Here is a 17,309-nt window from a genome sequence, read left to right on the forward strand (position 1 = left end):
AGTCCTGTCATTCTGAACGCAGTGAAGAATCCCGAATATATAAGTATTTAAATTAAGTCCTTCACCTATATTCTTGTCCGGTGTTTTCCATAAATTTCTGAAATTCATTTTAATTACTTTTTAACCTTGTAAACCTCGGTTCCTGCCAATAAGAAACAACCCAGGCCATAATCTTCAAAATCAGGTACACTGGTATAACTTACAGGCTGTCCGTCTTTTGGTTCTTTCCCAGTTCCTTGCATATAGCCTATAAATCCATTTTTTTGAACAGCATCTTTCGTCATGGCGTTCCAGGCTTTGGTAATGATGGGCAGATATGTAGCCTTATCTAAAACACCCTGATTTACGCCCCAGGCCATACCATATACAAACAATGCCGTACCTGAAGTTTCCTTACCACCAAAATGCGTCGCATCGTGTAAACTTACATTCCAGAAGCCATCGGCACGCTGAATGGGAACCAATGCTTTGATCATTTCGTGATAGGTTTTTAAATATTCGTTGCGATGAGTTTCATTTTCAGGGATAATTTCTAAAACACGCACTAATGCAGCCACAACCCATCCATTTCCCCTGGCCCAGTAACAGTCTTCGCCATTTGGTTCTTTATAAGGAGGCACAAAATCTTTATCGCGCCACCAAAGACCATCTTTAGCATTGTACAAACCACCACCCCCAGTATTTTTGGAATGCACATACATTTTGTACATGTAATTGTAGTAGGTGGTATCGTTGTATAATTTACCAAGTTTAGCAAAAACCGGCATCCCCATTTGGATCGCATCAATCCAGGTCCAATCGTTTACCTTGCCCGATTTAATTACCAGATCGATAGAAGCTTTAATATCTTTAATGCGTTCGGGCCGTTTATCAATCAGATAAAGATCGATATAAGTTTGTCCACAGGCCTGGTCATCAGCATTTTTTGTAGTAATACCATTTCTTAAACCCCAGTTGTGTTTTTCGCCCCATTGAACGGCATAATCGTAATATGCTTTTTCAGGGTTAATTTTATAAAGATTCATCAATCCTTCGTAATACAAAGCCCTCGTCCAGATATTGCTTGGCCGCTCCCTGTTGGTCATGATCGACTTCCCTGCATCTGGCCACTTATTCATGAAATAAGCATTTGTTAATTTTAACACTTTTAAAACCTCCTTTTTATTGGGGATTTTTTGTGCAAAAAGCAACTGTGTAAATATGATGAGAATTAGAGCGGAGCTGAATATAAATTTCTTCATGGTAGTATTTCGCTTATCTTGATTAATTGGATTTAGGTTTTGGTTTTAACTCGTCAGGGCTATCTTTCGTAAAGGTATCGAACTGAATTTTCGACGGACTTTCGAAGATATCTTTCACGGTATTAAAAGCCACTTCATATTTTGGGTTAAACTGATCAGACATCATATATTGTTGTAAGCTGAAATAAAGTTGTTGCGCAGCAGGTGCATCTTTTACATCAGGTGATAGATTGGCACTTGAAACCACTAATTTCCCCTTACCTACTTTTGCTTCGAAAATCAATGCCAAACGGCGGTTCAAAAACCAGGTATCTATCGGTTGAATAATTGGCTTAAATCCAGAGGGAAAATCTTCGAGGTTCATTACCTGCGATTTGTTTACAATTTCCCACCACTGCATATCGCTGTGATAATCGGTAGGAAAGTTGTTAAAGGCTCCATGTTTTGGATCGCATAAAATGCCCAAAGTATGTGGCGGACGCATTTTAAACCACGAGGTATTCCAAAAAACAGGTAAAAAAGTTTGCACCACTTCTTTCCCTTTCACCACTTTGCCAGCTTCATTAAGGAAAACATTGCCTCCCCCGGTCAAAACAGCCTTCGCTTTGTCATCTAAACTGGTACAGTAATACACATTACTTTTAACTTGTGGCAACTTCGCAGGATAAACCCAGAAATCCCAATCGTTGGCGAATTCAGTTCCATCGATGGTAACTTCCAGTTTTAGTTTTGTTGCTTTTGTAATACCACTTAATGGAAATTTAATTTCTCCGATCGCAATACAATTGGTAATATTGAGAGTTTTAGGGCTGAAATTGCCTTTGGCTACATTCGTGCCACTTTCATCCTTGAGTGTCCACAAGAGTTTTGCATTTTCAATTGGTGCTTTTCCAAAATGTGCCACTTCTACCGCAGCTTCTAAGGTTTCGTTATTGGTAAATACAAACTTTGAAACTTTTAACAAAGGCACCGTGCTATTAGAAAAGCGCTTAAATTCTTTAGCGGTAATATAACCTTTCTCATCCCAGAAGGCATCCAGAACACCAACAAGTGCTGTTCCCTGTCCCGGATAATCATTTAGCGATAATAGCTGGTAGCCATTGTAATTTGGTGTGCGTAATGCTTTTTCGATTTCGTTTTTATAACAAAGTGCTTGTAATTTACCCGAAGCCATTAAAAAATCATGCCCCTGATCGGCCATATCATGGTCTTTAAGATCTTCCTGAAACATCTCGAAGTTTTTTGCACGATAAACACCTGTGTATTTTTTTACTTCATCGAAATTAGGGAATGCACAATATTGCCCCATTTCATGTGCTACAAAAGGCACTGTAAACTGCTCGATCTGTTTGGCATAGGTTGAAATACTTTCTGGCTTTCTGCCCCAGTCTAAACCTCTTGCACCAGCCCGAACCATATATTCGTTGTTTGGAATAACCGGCCAGCTACCACCAACTGACGCGCCTGTGTATAATCTTCTCGAATCTTTTGCCTTCCAATAATTATTAAACTTGGTCAGGTATTCAACCTGTCTGCCGCGCGGTTCGTTACCATAGGCCATCATACAAAAGGATGCATAATTGCCATAGTTTTTAGTCATGCGGTTGGTTTCATCATAAATAAACTGGTCAATTGGTTTTCCATCTCCGATAGAAGTGCCGTGATTCGCCCAGCTTGGTCCTTCAGGTTGAAGGTAAAAGCCGACCTGATCTGCAGCGATAAAAGCAGCTTCAGGCGGACAAAACGAATGGAAACGCATGTGATTTAACCCATGAGCCTTCGAAATTTTAAAAATGCGTACCCATGCCGCAACATCCATTGATGGATAACCTGTTAACGGAAATTCGCAATTGTTGACCGTACCACGTAAAAAAACCGGACGGCCGTTAATTTCAAAAGTTCTGCCTACAGCTTTAAACTCGCGCATGCCGAATTGCGCTTTTTTTTCGTCTCTTTTGCCATCCTTCGATAGTAAAGTAGCTGTTAAACGGTACAATGCCGGATCGAACTCATCCCAGGTGGCGATTTTATCGCCCATTGGCAAATTGATTTCTAAGCTGCCTTCGCCATTTGTGATCTGATAAGCGGCTGTTACAGGTTTTACCTGCAGGATATTTTTGGTATTGAAACTGCCTGCAGAAAGTATAATTTTTCCTGCAGAAGATTGATTGGTATTGGCTTTCAACTGAATTTTAACCCTGGCTGACTTATTTTTCAAATCAGGGTAAACCTGGATATCTTCAAAATACACGGGCGAACTGGCCACCAGCTCCATTTTACCTACCACGCCATTCCAGTTTCCTTGGGTATGGTCGGTTAAACTATGTGAATCCTGCCCCACATTTATCGCTTTGATGCGGTTATCGATTAATAAAGTGATGGTATGTTTTCCCGCTTTTAAATTTGCGGGGAGTTCGAAATTTTGCGCAACCACAAAGGTATACTGTGTTCCGGTTTCGATATCATCTATCCAAACCCTCGTTTCTGAATGGGGATATTCTAAAGATAGTACCAGCCTTTTATTCTTCCAATTGGCAGGAATTTCGATATCTTTCTGGTACCATGCTGCACCTGTATAATGTTTGGCAGGGGTTAGCCAAAAAGGGATTTTCAGGTTACCGGGTTGACGATATTTTTCTAATCGGGGATGAAAAAAGTACGAGCTATCGTAAATACTTCCTGTCCATTTTGTTTTAAGGGTAATATCATCGCCCTTTAAGTTTTCGGCCATTGAGCCTGGCAAATTAACGGATTCCGGAAGAACGGTTGAATACCATTTTCCTTTTATGCCTTCATCTTTAGGATCAATTCTGAAACGCCATTTGCCGGCAAGTGAAATGCTTTGGGCATGTGTTTGCGTGATGCTTAAAAATATAAAAGCAATGCCTATCAGCACTTTGAAAACTCGGTTAACCTGTTTCTGCATAAAATTGGACGGTTTATCACCGCTCGTATTTGGTTAGGCGGTTAAAATAAGACAATATTGTCAGGAAAGCATCCTGTAGTATCCTGCCCTATGACTTATTTCAGGTAGCTGTTCAGTTTATTATTTTTTAATTTCTTTAGGCCTTTTACAACAGCAGCTGCATTTAACTTCGCTCCTGCCTCGTTGGTGTGTGTATGATCTTTCTCGGTAAAAAATGTCTTTACTTCAGTCGCGCTTAAAGCAGCATATTTATCTTTAATGATCTGGTTCAATGGAATGAAATCGACTTTTTCGGCTTTTGCCACTTCTTCGGCCCAGCTGGCATAACTATCGTTGACTAAAACAACGGCATCATCTTTAACCGGATTGCGTGGAATCGGTGAACATACAACCGCTGTTGCGCCTTTAGCTTTAATATCGCCGATGAATTTGCGCAGGTACCAGCCATAAGTATAAACCACTTCCTGCTTTTTCTTAATCGGGTTATAAATTTCTTCACTTTCCGTTCCAATGCCTTTTATGGTACCACGGGCGCGGGCAGTATCATCTAATGGGCTGCTATCGTTATGGCCGAACTGCATCATCACGAAATCGCCTTTTTTTACTTTTGCCAAAACAGCATCCCACAAACCATTGGTTTGGAAAGTACGACTGCTGGTGCCGCCAAGTGCATCGTTTTCAACATTGATTTTTTCACTGTTGAATAAATCTCCGATAAAACTTCCCCAGCCCCATAAAGTGCCGTCGCCTTTTCCTTTCCCGTTTTTAACAGTCGAATCGCCAATGAGGAATAAAGTGGGCTTTGCCTGCTGTTTTAAGATAATGCAGGAAGAAAAAATAATGAATGCTACTATGAGAACAATGCTTAAATATGTTGTTATTGGTTTCATGCTTAGTTTATTAAATTTACCGTTAGCGGTTTGATTAAACAGATTATTTTGGAATCGTCATTTCGAGCGGAGTGCAACGAAGTCGAGAACCCGAAGGCTCAGCGAAGCTAAATCTATCTAGATAGATCTCTCCATTCCGCTATGCTAAATCCGATAGCTATCGGATCGAGATGACGCATCTTTCGGTCATTGCCTTTGGCCTTTCAGCTTTAGCCTTTCTCCCTTATTAAAGCAGATAGTTTTTCAAATTACAGTCTTTTAATTCCCTGATTCCTTCTACAACAGAAGCCGCGTTAATTTTTGCGCCTTCTAAATTGGTGTGGGTATGATCGCCCGGGAAATAGAGTTTTACTTTATCAGGACCGAGCGCATCATATTTATCGGCCGTTATTTTATTCAGGTCAACAAAACAGGCATTTTCTTCTTTGGCTACATCAGCGGTCCATTTTCCGAAATCGTTATTGGCCCGAACCACTTTACCATCTTTAAAAATATTTCTGGGGATCATGGAAAGTACAATAGGCGTAGCACCCTTTGCTTTGGTTTCGCGTACAAATTTGCGGATATACCAGCCATAGGTATGCACGGTTTCTACTTTTCCATCTGGCCAGGTTAATACTTTGGTTTCTTCACCGGTTCCTCTTAGCACACCTCTTCTTCCGGCTTTTGTAGTATCAGGTACGCTTCCGTCGTTATGTCCAAACTGCATCGTAACAAAATCGCCTGGCTTTAATGTTTCCAAAACCTTATCCCACCTGCCTTCCGATAAAAAAGTTCGCGTACTCCTTCCGGCCATGGCGTTATTTTCTACATGAATTTTTGTGGTATCAAATAGTGAAGCAATGGGCGTTCCCCAGCCCCAGGTTTCTTTGTTCAAATTGCGAACAGTAGAATCACCAATGGTATGCAGGGCGGGTTTATGTTGAGCGATAAAGGCAGCAGAACAAATAATGATGATCATTCCTGCCAGGATAAAGCTGTATTTTTTCATTTTTATTTATGATTATTGTGGTACATAATTAATATTTTTTGGGGTTCTACAAGTGTGATATTGGGTTTTGGTGCTTTCTTCATTCCGAAGCCGAAATAGAAACCCGTATGTGGCGGTTGGTTGTAGCCATCGTTTTGCCAGGCTATACTTAAACGGTACTGCGGATCGTGCATTAAAGTATAATTGCGGTGTGCTGTCGGTATCGTGGTGGTATAAATGCGTAAACTTTGGTTGTCATAAGATCTTAAGATCAACTCTTCACGCCAATCGCCAAAAATATCGGCGCTTAATGCTGGTGTAGATTTGGTTCCGTTGTTAGCAACAGCTCCATCAGCCGTAAAAAGCCTGCCACCATTGTATTTATCAATGTGGTTTGCATCTAAAAGTTCTCTCGATAAATCATCGTCCCAATAAATCAGAAAATTAGTTGACCTTGGCTGATCCTCAATTCTATTGCCTTTTATATCATATAATCCATTCGATCCCGACCACCACATCTGTGCACCGAAACGGCTATTGTCAATATTATCAGCCACTCCCCGGCCTACATCCTCATCGGGTGATCCTTTCCACAATATTTCGCCAGTTTTCGCATCGTAAACGGCCACACCAGGCCCTTTTGTACCTTCTTCTATTTCATGGACACCAAAAACTTCTAAACCAGGGTGTTCCGGATCAAGATCTGAAACATGAATGGTGTCACCGTGCCTCAATCCTGTGGTATATAATCCTTTTCCATTATCATCCACACACATCGAACCGTAAATGATCTCATCCTTTCCATCGCCATCTACATCTGCAACCGTAAGATTGTGGTTCCCTTGACCTGAAAATGGATTTTTAGTATCTTTAGTATCAAATATCCATCTTGAAGTTAGTTTACCATTGCGCCAGTCCCAGGCTGCCAAAACCGTTCTGCCGTAATAACCTCTGCACATCACTACACTTGGATGCATGCCATCTAAATAGGCCACGCAGGCATTAAACCGATCTACCCGATTACCCGTATTATCGTTTTTTCCATTCCCACCTCTGCCACCCCAGGCACCGATACTGCCACGGGCCGGAATATAATCGGTAGTAGTCAAAGCCTCACCTGTTCTACCGCTAAATACAGTTAAAAATTCAGGACCATCCAATATTTTACCGTTCGCGTTGCGCCAGTCTTTAGTCGCATCTCCAATTACTTTTCCTTTGCCATCTATTGTTCCGTCAGCAGTTTTACATACCATTTCGGCAATGCCATCGCCATCCAGATCGTAGACCATAAATTGAGTATAATGGGCGCCTTCACGGATGTTTTTCCCTAAATTAATTTCCCACAAAAAAGTTCCTTCTAATTTATAAGCCTGAAAAATCGGCGGATCGGTAATACCGTTTGATGCGTTATCCCTGCTCCGGCCAGTTTGATGCAATACAATTTCATATTCACCATCTCCATCTAAATCGCCTACTGAAGCATCGTTAGGCGTGTAACCTGCCGGTGTTTTTAAAGGAATAGTTAAATATTGCTGAACAGGTGGTTTGGCTGGCAACCTGAAAGGTTTACTGGCTTCTAATTCAGTGCCTTTTAAAATCGGTTTTACAAAATAGCTGTTCGGAAGATCGAATTTAACTCCTGCATCAACAAAATTAGTGCTATTGGTAATGGGATCGTGATTGAGTTTTATGGCTTCATTATTTCCGGATTTGCGGTATAAATTAAAAGCAATTTCACCGGTATCAGTACCCAGCATCCGCCAACTTATATAAACAGAATCGTTATTTTGCCGCACTGCAATTACACCACGGCCCAGTTTTTCCATTTGGCGCTGGCCGAAAAGTGCTGTAGCGCAGCATAAGCTGATTATGAAGCAGGAAATTGTAATGGTTTTGATCATTATGGCTTGGGTAGAAGCTTAATTAAAAAATGGAATCGATTCATGGTTTATTGAACTTAAGCTGTTTTGGCCGATACAGCCATTCCTTTACCGGTAATTCCATCGGCTTTAATCAAAACCAGAATATCGAGGAAACGAAGGCTCATCAATGCATGATTTGGCTAGTAAATTTAACAACTGCCGGGTAACCGCTATTAAAGATTCATGTCCAATGTAAAAAGTATATTTTTAAGACGCATCCTGTAGTATCCTGCTTTTCGAAAATGATAATAAGCTATAAGAAAGATTTTAAAGATTTCTGCTAAAAAAAATTTAAACATTAAGCAAAATTCACTTTACTGAAGCCTTTTACACTTTCCGTTTATATTTCTTTGCTTATCTCATTTTCGCTAATGCAAAGATTGTAGAATTTAAAAACAAAATAGCTGAAAAAGAAAAAAATAAATGTTTAGTTAACGTTTATTATTTTAAATATTTTACTTTTACCTTTAGGATCTTCCAAATATTAAACCGTATGAAATTAAATTACCCTGTAAAAAGTGTGTTTTCGGCATGCATAGCGTATGCAATTGGAATTGGCTATACTACAGAAGTGCAGGCACAAACTGCAAAAGTGATCAAAGTTAAAACAGACCGTTCTATTGCCAAAGTGCAACCGAATATGTGGGGTGTTTTTTTTGAGGATATTAACTTTGGCGCCGACGGCGGTATTTATGCCGAACTCATCAAAAACCGCTCTTTCGAATTTGCAAAACCGCTAATGGGCTGGACGATCCAACGGAAAAAACAGCAAGAAGGCGAAATATTGGTAGTAAACCGCAAAGAGGTAAACACTGCAAATCCCAGATATTTACAGCTGAAAAAACAAACCGACGATTTTGAGCTCGTAAACGAGGGATTTAAAGGTATTGGTGTAAAAAAAGGATTGCGATACGATTTTTCATTGATGTACCGTCAATCAACTCCGGGAGTTAAACTCGTGCTGTTGTTAAAAGATGCGAACAATAAAATTATTGGACAAGGAAGTTTAACACCTGATCAAACAGGTAGCGACTGGAAAAAACAATCAGCAAGTTTTACCGCTACTGAAACCGATCCAAAAGCTAAATTCTCCATTCTGTTTCAGGGAAATGGAAACATCGACCTGGACATGATCAGCCTTTTTCCTGGCGATACCTGGAAAAACCGTCCACAAGGGTTAAGGGCAGATATGGTGCAGTTATTGGCCGATATGAAGCCCGGCTTTATCCGTTTCCCTGGTGGCTGTATTGTAGAAGGCACAGATCTGGCCAACCGTTACCAATGGAAAAAAACCATTGGTCCGATTGAAAACAGACAACTGATTATCAACCGTTGGAACACCGAATTTGCAAACCGATCTGCACCAGACTATTACCAGAGTTTTGGTTTAGGCTTCTTCGAATATTTCCAACTGGCAGAAGATATAGGCTCAGATGCCTTGCCAATATTAAATTGTGGTATGGCCTGCCAGTTCAACTCTGCTGAAGTAGCTTCACTTGACGAACTTGATCCTTATGTACAGGATGCACTAGACCTGATTGAATTTGCCAATGGTGATGTAACCACCAAATGGGGAAAAATGAGGGCAGATCTTGGTCATCCAAAACCTTTCAATTTAAAAATGATGGGCGTTGGCAACGAAAACTGGGGACCACAATACCTGGAGAGGTTAGCCATTTTCACCAAAGCCATCAAGGCAAAATATCCTGACTTTAAACTCATTAATAGCTCAGGAACCGATCCTGAAGGCGATCGCTTTAACTTATTGAATAGTGCTTTAAGAAGCAATAATGCTGACTTTATTGATGAGCATTATTACCGCTCTGCCGATTGGTTTTTAAAAAATGCCGGTCGTTACGATAACTATCCAAGAAACGGATCGAAGGTTTTTGTTGGCGAATATGCAGTGCATGCAGACAATAGTATAGTTGGAAGTAACCGCAACAACTGGCAAAGTGCATTGGCTTCAGCTTCGTTAATGACAGGTTTGGAGCGTAATGCCGATGTGGTACAAATGGCCTCTTATGCCCCGCTTTTCGCTAATATTGATGCCTGGCAATGGGCACCCGATATGATCTGGGTAGATAATCTGAAATCGTACGGAACACCTGATTATTATGTACAGAAACAGTTTTCTACCAATAAGGGAACGGATGTAGTTTCGATTACACTTGATGAGAAGAACATTATCGGTCAGGATGGACTTTACGCGTCTGCGGTAACCGATCAGGCAAAAAAAGAACTGATCATTAAAATCGCCAACAACTCCGGTCAATCGCAGAACATTGATTTTGACCTTGAAGGAAAAATAAAATTAAAAAATAAGGCCACTAATGAGGAGATAGCGAACAGCAACCTGACTCAGGTTAATTCTTTCGAAAATCCTGAAGCAGTAAGCCCGAAAAAAAGCACGATTAACCTAAAAGGCAAAAAATTAAACATCGCGTTAAAACCTTATTCTTTTAACGTGATCAAAATCCCATTTAACCAATAGATTTAACGAAATCATGATGAAAAAACTTCTCTTATCTGCAGCTTTATTCTGCAGTTCGATTTTAGTGCATGCACAAAATGAAACCCAATTAACCATCAAACCTGCGGGCGATCAAGTGGTGAGTAAGCACATTTACGGTCATTTTTCGGAACATTTGGGCCGCTGTATTTATGATGGCTTTTGGGTAGATGAACATTCTACTATCCCTAATAAAGGTAGAATAAGATTAGATATTGTTGAGGCATTAAAAAAGATAAAAGTTCCGAACCTGCGTTGGCCGGGAGGTTGTTTTGCTGATGAATACCATTGGAGAGATGGCATTGGACCGAGAAACCAACGTCCGAAAATGGTTAACACCAACTGGGGCGGCGTAACAGAAGACAATAGTTTTGGTACACACGAATTTCTGGATCTTTGCCAGATGCTCGATTGCGAACCTTACATTGCAGGAAATGTAGGCAGCGGAACTGTTGAAGAAATGGCCAAATGGGTAGAATACCTGAATTTTGATGGCGTAAGCCCGATGACGGCCATCCGCAGCCAAAATGGAAGAGAAAAACCATGGAAAGTTTCTTTCTGGGGTGTAGGTAACGAAAGCTGGGGTTGTGGTGGCAACATGACACCAGCTTATTATTCTGATTTATACCGCAGATATGCCACTTATGCACGCAACTATCCTGGTGCTCCGCTAAAAAGAATTGCCAGTGGAGCTAATTCAGGTGATTACAACTGGACTGAAACCTGTATGAAAAATATTGGCGACCAAATGTGGGGATTAACTTTACACTATTACACCCTCCCAACAGGAAACTGGGGGAAAAAAGGATCAGCCACCAAATTTGATGAGGCACAATACTTTTCGACCATGAAAAACTGCTTACACATGGAAGAACTGGTAAGCAAACACTCCGCAATAATGGATAAATATGATCCTGAAAAGAAAGTTGCTTTAGTGGTTGATGAATGGGGAATCTGGACAGATGTTGAGCCTGGAACTAACCCTGGTTTCCTGTATCAGCAGAACAGTTTAAGAGATGCTTTAATTGCAGGAACGACCTTAAACATCTTCAATAACCACTCCGATCGGGTTAAAATGGCCAACCTGGCACAAACTGTAAATGTGCTGCAGGCTTTAATCCTGACTGAAAAAGACAAGATGATCCTTACCCCTACTTATCATGTTTTTGATCTGTACAAAGTGCACCAGGATGCAAAGTATTTACCAATTGCCTTTACCAGCCCTGATTATGTTGTAGGTGATCAAAAAATCCCTGCCTTAAACGTTTCTGCTTCGCAGGATGCCAGTGGTGCCATCCATATTTCATTGGTTAATTTAGATCCTAACAAAAAAATTGCCCTGAGTACGGTTTTAGATGGCTTGAAATGGAGTACAGTTACAGGACAGATTTTAACTTCAGCTAAACTAACTGATGTAAATACATTTAACGATTTGAACAAAGTGCACAATGCAAAATTTACGGGTGCAAAAAAATCAGGCAGTTCATTAAAAGTAGAATTACCGGCTCAATCTGTTGTTGTACTGGAATTAAAATAATTTAATCAGGACAAAAAAGTTTCAAATTACTAATCCTGATAAGAACTGAATGTTTCCGTTTTTAATATGGAAGGTTTTGGCAGATTTGTAATCAATGTAGCTTTATATTAAAAATCATGAAAAAATTAATATGCCTTTTTGTATGGCTGTTATCAGTATTTCTTAATGCTGAAGCACAATCTACAAAAGGGCCTTATCTCTTTGCCTATTTTAAAGATAATGGCGAAGATGGTTTGCATCTTGCTTATAGTAACGATGCTTACAAATGGACAGCACTTAAGAATGATCAATCATTTCTTACGCCTACTGTAAGCAAAGATAAACTGATGAGAGATCCTTGTATTATACGCGGGGCGGATGGCATATTTCATATAGTTTGGACAGTAAGCTGGAAAGATAAAGGCATTGGTTATGCCAGCTCGAAAGATCTGATTAACTGGAGCGAACAACAGTTTTTACCTGTTATGAGTAAAGAAGATGGTGCCAGGAATACCTGGGCTCCCGAAATCACTTACGATAGCCATACCAAAACCTATATGATTTATTGGGCCACAACCATTAAAGATAAGTTTAATGAAACGGCATCAACTGAAGAAAGTGGCTACAACCACAGGATTTATTACGTTACGACAAAAGATTTTAAAACTTATTCGGAAACCAAATTGCTTTACGATCCGGGGTTTAACGTAATCGATGCCACAATTGTAAAAGAAGGTAAACAGTTTATTATGTTTTTAAAAGATGAGACCCGTCAGCCAGCTCAAAAGAACATCAAAATGGCTTATGCCGATCAGTTAATTGGTCCTTACAGCAAAGCTGGAAACCCGATTACCGGCAACTATTGGGCTGAAGGACCAACAACCTTAAAAACTGGAAATAACTGGATGGTGTATTTCGATAAGTACCGTGATCATAAGTATGGGGCAATTCAATCTGAAGATTTAAAAAACTGGACTGATGTTTCCGATAAAATTTCCCTGCCAAAAGGCTTAAGACACGGTACCATACTAACAATTAAGAAAAAAGAATTGGAAATCCTATTAAAGCAATAAAACATGCTAAAGAAGAATAAAACTTTCTAATCCCCCAAATCCCCGTGGTCTGTGTCCCACAGACCACTAAGATAAATCTCCATCACAGGTCATACTGACCTTATTTTACTGCGTAACTTTCCGCTTCGCTGCAGGTCAGCATCTTTATAGTCTGTACATATCCACTTCAAAACTTTCCTCATGGATCCTGAAACAAGTTCAGGATGACGATCGATTTGTAAAGCTAGTGGTCTGTGAGAACACAGACCAAGGAATAAGATCACGAAAATCAGTCCTCTATCTAACCAGCCTCACCTCATATATATTGGCAATAGCTGATCCCTGATCGGCAACAAATTTTACTTCTACATCTGCTTTTAACAGCGCTTTTGGAATCTGATATTCCTGAGTATAAAAAACATCACCCTTGCTACCATCTAGCTTTACATTTTCAATGGTAACACCATTGACCAGAATAGAAAAACTTTTGTTCTTTTCTTTCCCAAAATATGTTAAACTGAGCTTATTTGCGGACAGGTCTTTATTTTTAAGCACATAACTAAACCATGCTTTCCCATTTCTAAAATGCCTTTCCTGGTAGGTTCCGTTATCGGTTTGTTCACCTTTAAAATTGTGATCAGATTCTGGCTGCTGCTCTCCGGTATTAATCAAATCAACCGTTTTATGTTCAATCTTCATCTTTTCTTCTTCAGCCAACTTAATCGCATTTGCACGTTCTGGCAATGTCGCAGCGCTACTGTAAGGAAAATAAACCACATACCGTTTTTCGGCCAGGGTGTAAAAAGGAACCAGTTTTAAAGATTGATATCTGGGTTGATAGATCGCATTTCTGGCACTAAAAGTTAAACTCTTTTTATCGGTCAACGTAATTTCATTGGCAAGTGTATTTTTAGGTCCGGTAACCAATGGTGCATCGCTGATCGGGAATAAGGCACCAGAAGCAATGTGTCCCATCCTGCTGCCATCAGCGGTTAAATTCGGCTGTTTTAAAGTATCCATTGCCGCAGCAAGTACAATCGGTCCGCGGAGAAAGGCTACCCAATCAGAACCATCGGGCATAAACTCCGTAGTGGTATGCATTGGCAGAGCAATACGAACAACGTCGCCTGTACTCCAGATACGATCGATACTTGCATAACCATTTGCTTCGCTTTTAACAGTTACTTTTTTTCCGTTTACCAGCACAGCCATTTTCTCATGTTCTACCCAGGCAGGCTGACGGAAATGTAAGGCAAAACGTTGTTTGTTTTTTAACTGAAGTTTAATTGTCGTGTTCTCAGCATCTGGAAAAAGTGTTTGCTGTACAAGTTGAATACCTTTTTCTTTCCAATTTAAGGTTGAAGGGATAAAAAGATTCACATATATATCATTCGCATGGTGTGCATAAATCAGTTCTCCATATTTGCCATGGTTCTCCAATCCTGAACCTACACAGCACCAGAAACTTTCCTGCGGATTAGAGTAGGTACGGTAATGCCCCGGCCGCATTGGAGTAAAATATACAAAACCACCTTCCGGCCTTTGCGAAGAAAGGATATGATTGTAAAGTGTACGTTCGTAGTAATCAAGATAAGTGTTTGAAGGAGCGGCTAAAAACAACTGTTTAGTAAGCTTCAGCATGTTGTAAGAATTGCAGGTTTCGGGTCCTTCACGCGATTCTGTCATTGAAGAAAAGTCATTGGCGGGATGAAAATGTTCTCTTACGCTATTTCCACCGATGGCTACGGTTCTGTGTTCTACTACCGTTTTCCAAAAAAAAGCAGCTGCATTTGCCCAGGCAGCATCTTTATCCAGTAAAGCAATCTGCTCAAAACCAATCACTTTCGGAATCTGCGTATTGGCATGTAAACCGTTCAGGGCATCGGTATTTTTTAATAGTGGATTTAGGATGGATTGATCTGAAAACCGTTTGGCCAATTGAAGATACTTCTGGTTGCCAGTTATCGCGTAAACATGAGCGAAAGTTTCATTTAATCCGCCATGTTCACTTTTTAATAATTCCTGTATTTGCTGATCGGATAAATTGGAGACCATGTCTACACACCAATCAGTCAGTTTGATCAGCATCTGCTTTGCTTTCGCATTACCCGCAACTGCATAAGCATCGTATAGCCCGGCATAAATTTTATGGATATTATACAGCGGTACCCATTTTCCATTTAACGAAAAACTGGATGATTTAATGTTTCCGGCTTTAATCTCTTTCCAGATTTCCTTGCCACCTGGGATTCCTGCCAGGTATCCATCTCCATTTTGGCGCTGACATTTATCCAATTCGGCGATCATATATTCCATCCGCTCCTTCACCTTGGCATCGCCGGTGGAAGCATACATTAAAGCCAGGGCCGACAAATAATGTCCGCCGATATGCCCGTCTAAACCGGTGTTTTCCCAGTTACCATAAGATGCTGCTTTGGGTTTTAGTCCTGCCTCCCTTAAATATGGCGCCAGAAGCCTGTCTGGATCCAGCGATAGCATGTATTTTTTATCGGTTTCCTGGGCCTGTTTAAAAGGTCCCCCAAGCAAACGGACTTCTGCTAAACTAAATGGCTGTAATGCAGTTTGCCCGAAAACAGTTCCGCACAGGGCGGTAATCAAAACGGCAGTTATTATTTTTTTCATCTTTTTAGGTAATAGGTAATATGTTATTCTAATTTCCATCTGGCTTAACTACACTACTTTTAGGGCTCTCTGGCCAGTGCCAGTTTGCAGGATCGTCTGGTTTTGTGGGATCGAATTTTGGTAAATCATCTACCAGATATTTAGCAATACCCAATTGCTGTTCTTTAATGCCCAAGATTATACACTGTGCAATTTCATAAGCACCATAAGGGTTAAAATGCGTGTTATCAGCCAATGCTTTATCCTGGTCAGGATAACTGTTGGCCGGATAATGGACAAACGCCTTTTTTGAGGGCCCTTCCCCTAATGCATTAAACAAAGTTGATGTCATAGCATTCAGGTCAATTAAAGCCACTTTCTCTTCGCCAGCGACCTTCCGTGCTGCGTCAGGAAAATCGCCAAGAGAATTTACAATTTTTCCGGCTGCCCCAAAAGATCTTCTGCTCGTTGAGGTAACCACAACCGGAATTCCACCTTTTTTCTTTACTTCCGAAATAAATGTTTTTGATCTTTCAGTATACGATTGATACGCACCATCGCCTGGTCCTTTATCTTTTTGATCATTATGTCCAAATTCAATAAAAAGGTAATCGCCAGGTTTCATTATACTTAAAATCTTCGCTAAACGCTTGCTCCCCAAAAACGAACCTAATGTTAAGCCCGATTCAGCATGATTGGCAATGGCAACCCCTGGTTTAAAAAACCGCGGGATCATTTGCCCCCACGATGCCCAAGGTTCATCATCCTGGTCCACAACTGTTGAATTCCCTGCCAGGAAAACCGTAATCTGATCCTCAACTCTCGTAATTTCGAGTGCCTGTAAGGCGGTTTGATGGTCAAATTCTAAAGTCAGTTTATCATCCCAATCAAGCTTGGTAAGTTCGCGTGGTTTTAGTGAAACCGCTTGCTCTCCAGCAATATGTCTATCTTTAACATTTACAATAAATGTTTTGGTTAGCGATTGTCCTGCCGTGGTTTTTACATTTTCGAGCATCAACCTTCTCGATTCTGCTTTTACCGTAGTTAACATTTCCGCCTTCGGATCGCCAAGTGTCACCTTGATTTTGTAATTCCCTTCAGGCACCGAAACCGAAAAATAAAATGGTTTACTGCTCTTAACCAAATCTGAAGTTAAAAGATTCTTCCCGTCATAATTTATACCTTCAACTTTCGAATCAAAATCAAAACCAAAGCCTTTTTCTTTACTGTAAGCATCATTAGGTAAAACTTGTGTATAACCTTTAACAACCTTTCCAGGTCCGAAATCTAATTGGTAACTGTTTTTTTCCTGCGCCTGTGATAGATTGACCATTAAACCAAGGAAAATAAATGGTTTAATAAACTTTTGAATGCTCATATCGTTTGGTTTTGCTGCAAGATCTGGCAAAATGGTTTTATACATTCACACCGTTTTCTCATAAAATTGAAATCTGGCTAATTAAACGTCGTAAAGACGATTATCTTACGAAGATATAAAAACAATTTCCATTTCAAACGATAATGAACAGATGATTTTAGAATCCGGGTACTCTTTATTTAAAAAATATCTTCTCGCTAAGGTCAAAAAACAAGTCTATCGGTTGATCTGGTGGCTAACTATAAAAGCTTGATCAATTAGTTTTCCGTGTAAAGGATGC

Annotated in this window: 10 protein-coding genes; 3 read left to right on the top strand and 7 right to left on the bottom strand. The window is 40.3% G+C overall.

Annotated elements, in window-relative coordinates; genetic code table 11:
• Positions 1 to 113 precede the first annotated feature (113 nt).
• From FFJ24_RS14055 to FFJ24_RS14075, 5 genes are all read right to left on the bottom strand, one after another.
• A complete protein-coding gene (locus FFJ24_RS14055; protein WP_138822123.1) occupies positions 114 to 1,241 on the bottom strand; it encodes a glycoside hydrolase family 88 protein in 1,128 nt (375 codons plus the stop codon).
• 22 nt (positions 1,242 to 1,263) lie between these two features.
• Positions 1,264 to 4,167, bottom strand: a complete 2,904-nt coding sequence (locus FFJ24_RS14060) for a sugar-binding domain-containing protein (RefSeq protein ID WP_138822125.1) — start codon at positions 4,165 to 4,167, stop codon at positions 1,264 to 1,266.
• Positions 4,168 to 4,262: 95 nt separating this feature from the next.
• Entirely contained in the window at positions 4,263 to 5,057 is a 795-nt protein-coding gene (locus FFJ24_RS14065; RefSeq protein WP_138822127.1) for a rhamnogalacturonan acetylesterase, read from the bottom strand.
• A 226-nt stretch (positions 5,058 to 5,283) separates the two neighbouring features.
• A complete protein-coding gene (locus tag FFJ24_RS14070; protein WP_138822129.1) occupies positions 5,284 to 6,048 on the bottom strand; it encodes a rhamnogalacturonan acetylesterase in 765 nt (254 codons plus the stop codon).
• Positions 6,049 to 6,050: 2 nt separating this feature from the next.
• Positions 6,051 to 7,928 carry a rhamnogalacturonan lyase gene (locus tag FFJ24_RS14075; protein WP_168202479.1) on the bottom strand — a complete coding sequence of 626 codons (1,878 nt, stop codon included), beginning with the start codon at positions 7,926 to 7,928 and terminating at the stop codon, positions 6,051 to 6,053.
• A 514-nt stretch (positions 7,929 to 8,442) separates the two neighbouring features.
• Between FFJ24_RS14075 and FFJ24_RS14080 the strand changes: the two genes are divergently transcribed.
• From FFJ24_RS14080 to FFJ24_RS14090, 3 genes are all read left to right on the top strand, one after another.
• Positions 8,443 to 10,443: an alpha-L-arabinofuranosidase C-terminal domain-containing protein gene (locus tag FFJ24_RS14080; RefSeq protein WP_138822131.1), complete on the top strand. Its 2,001-nt coding sequence runs from the start codon at positions 8,443 to 8,445 to the stop codon at positions 10,441 to 10,443.
• A gap of 13 nt (positions 10,444 to 10,456) precedes the next feature.
• Positions 10,457 to 11,998, top strand: coding sequence for an alpha-N-arabinofuranosidase (locus FFJ24_RS14085; protein WP_246862617.1), 1,542 nt, complete (start codon positions 10,457 to 10,459; stop codon positions 11,996 to 11,998).
• A 116-nt stretch (positions 11,999 to 12,114) separates the two neighbouring features.
• Positions 12,115 to 13,050 carry a glycoside hydrolase family 43 protein gene (locus FFJ24_RS14090; RefSeq protein ID WP_138822133.1) on the top strand — a complete coding sequence of 312 codons (936 nt, stop codon included), beginning with the start codon at positions 12,115 to 12,117 and terminating at the stop codon, positions 13,048 to 13,050.
• A 276-nt stretch (positions 13,051 to 13,326) separates the two neighbouring features.
• On the opposite strand, the gene FFJ24_RS14095 is transcribed toward FFJ24_RS14090, so the two are convergent.
• Both FFJ24_RS14095 and FFJ24_RS14100 read right to left on the bottom strand, forming a co-directional pair.
• Entirely contained in the window at positions 13,327 to 15,672 is a 2,346-nt protein-coding gene (locus FFJ24_RS14095) for a glycoside hydrolase family 127 protein (RefSeq protein WP_138822135.1), read from the bottom strand.
• A gap of 28 nt (positions 15,673 to 15,700) precedes the next feature.
• Entirely contained in the window at positions 15,701 to 17,074 is a 1,374-nt protein-coding gene (locus FFJ24_RS14100; RefSeq protein WP_246862618.1) for a rhamnogalacturonan acetylesterase, read from the bottom strand.
• Positions 17,075 to 17,309 lie beyond the last annotated feature (235 nt).

Origin of the sequence: Pedobacter sp. KBS0701, from assembly GCF_005938645.2 — a bacterium.
GTDB lineage: Bacteria > Bacteroidota > Bacteroidia > Sphingobacteriales > Sphingobacteriaceae > Pedobacter.

Coding starts and splice junctions, on each gene's coding strand:
- FFJ24_RS14060 (WP_138822125.1), bottom strand. CDS start 4,167: ATGCAGAAACAGGTTAACCGAGTTTTCAAAGTGCTGATAGGCATTGCT.
- FFJ24_RS14070 (WP_138822129.1), bottom strand. CDS start 6,048: ATGAAAAAATACAGCTTTATCCTGGCAGGAATGATCATCATTATTTGT.
- FFJ24_RS14075 (WP_168202479.1), bottom strand. CDS start 7,928: ATGATCAAAACCATTACAATTTCCTGCTTCATAATCAGCTTATGCTGC.
- FFJ24_RS14080 (WP_138822131.1), top strand. CDS start 8,443: ATGAAATTAAATTACCCTGTAAAAAGTGTGTTTTCGGCATGCATAGCG.
- FFJ24_RS14100 (WP_246862618.1), bottom strand. CDS start 17,074: ATGTATAAAACCATTTTGCCAGATCTTGCAGCAAAACCAAACGATATG.
- FFJ24_RS14065 (WP_138822127.1), bottom strand. CDS start 5,057: ATGAAACCAATAACAACATATTTAAGCATTGTTCTCATAGTAGCATTC.
- FFJ24_RS14095 (WP_138822135.1), bottom strand. CDS start 15,672: ATGAAAAAAATAATAACTGCCGTTTTGATTACCGCCCTGTGCGGAACT.
- FFJ24_RS14055 (WP_138822123.1), bottom strand. CDS start 1,241: ATGAAGAAATTTATATTCAGCTCCGCTCTAATTCTCATCATATTTACA.
- FFJ24_RS14085 (WP_246862617.1), top strand. CDS start 10,457: ATGATGAAAAAACTTCTCTTATCTGCAGCTTTATTCTGCAGTTCGATT.
- FFJ24_RS14090 (WP_138822133.1), top strand. CDS start 12,115: ATGAAAAAATTAATATGCCTTTTTGTATGGCTGTTATCAGTATTTCTT.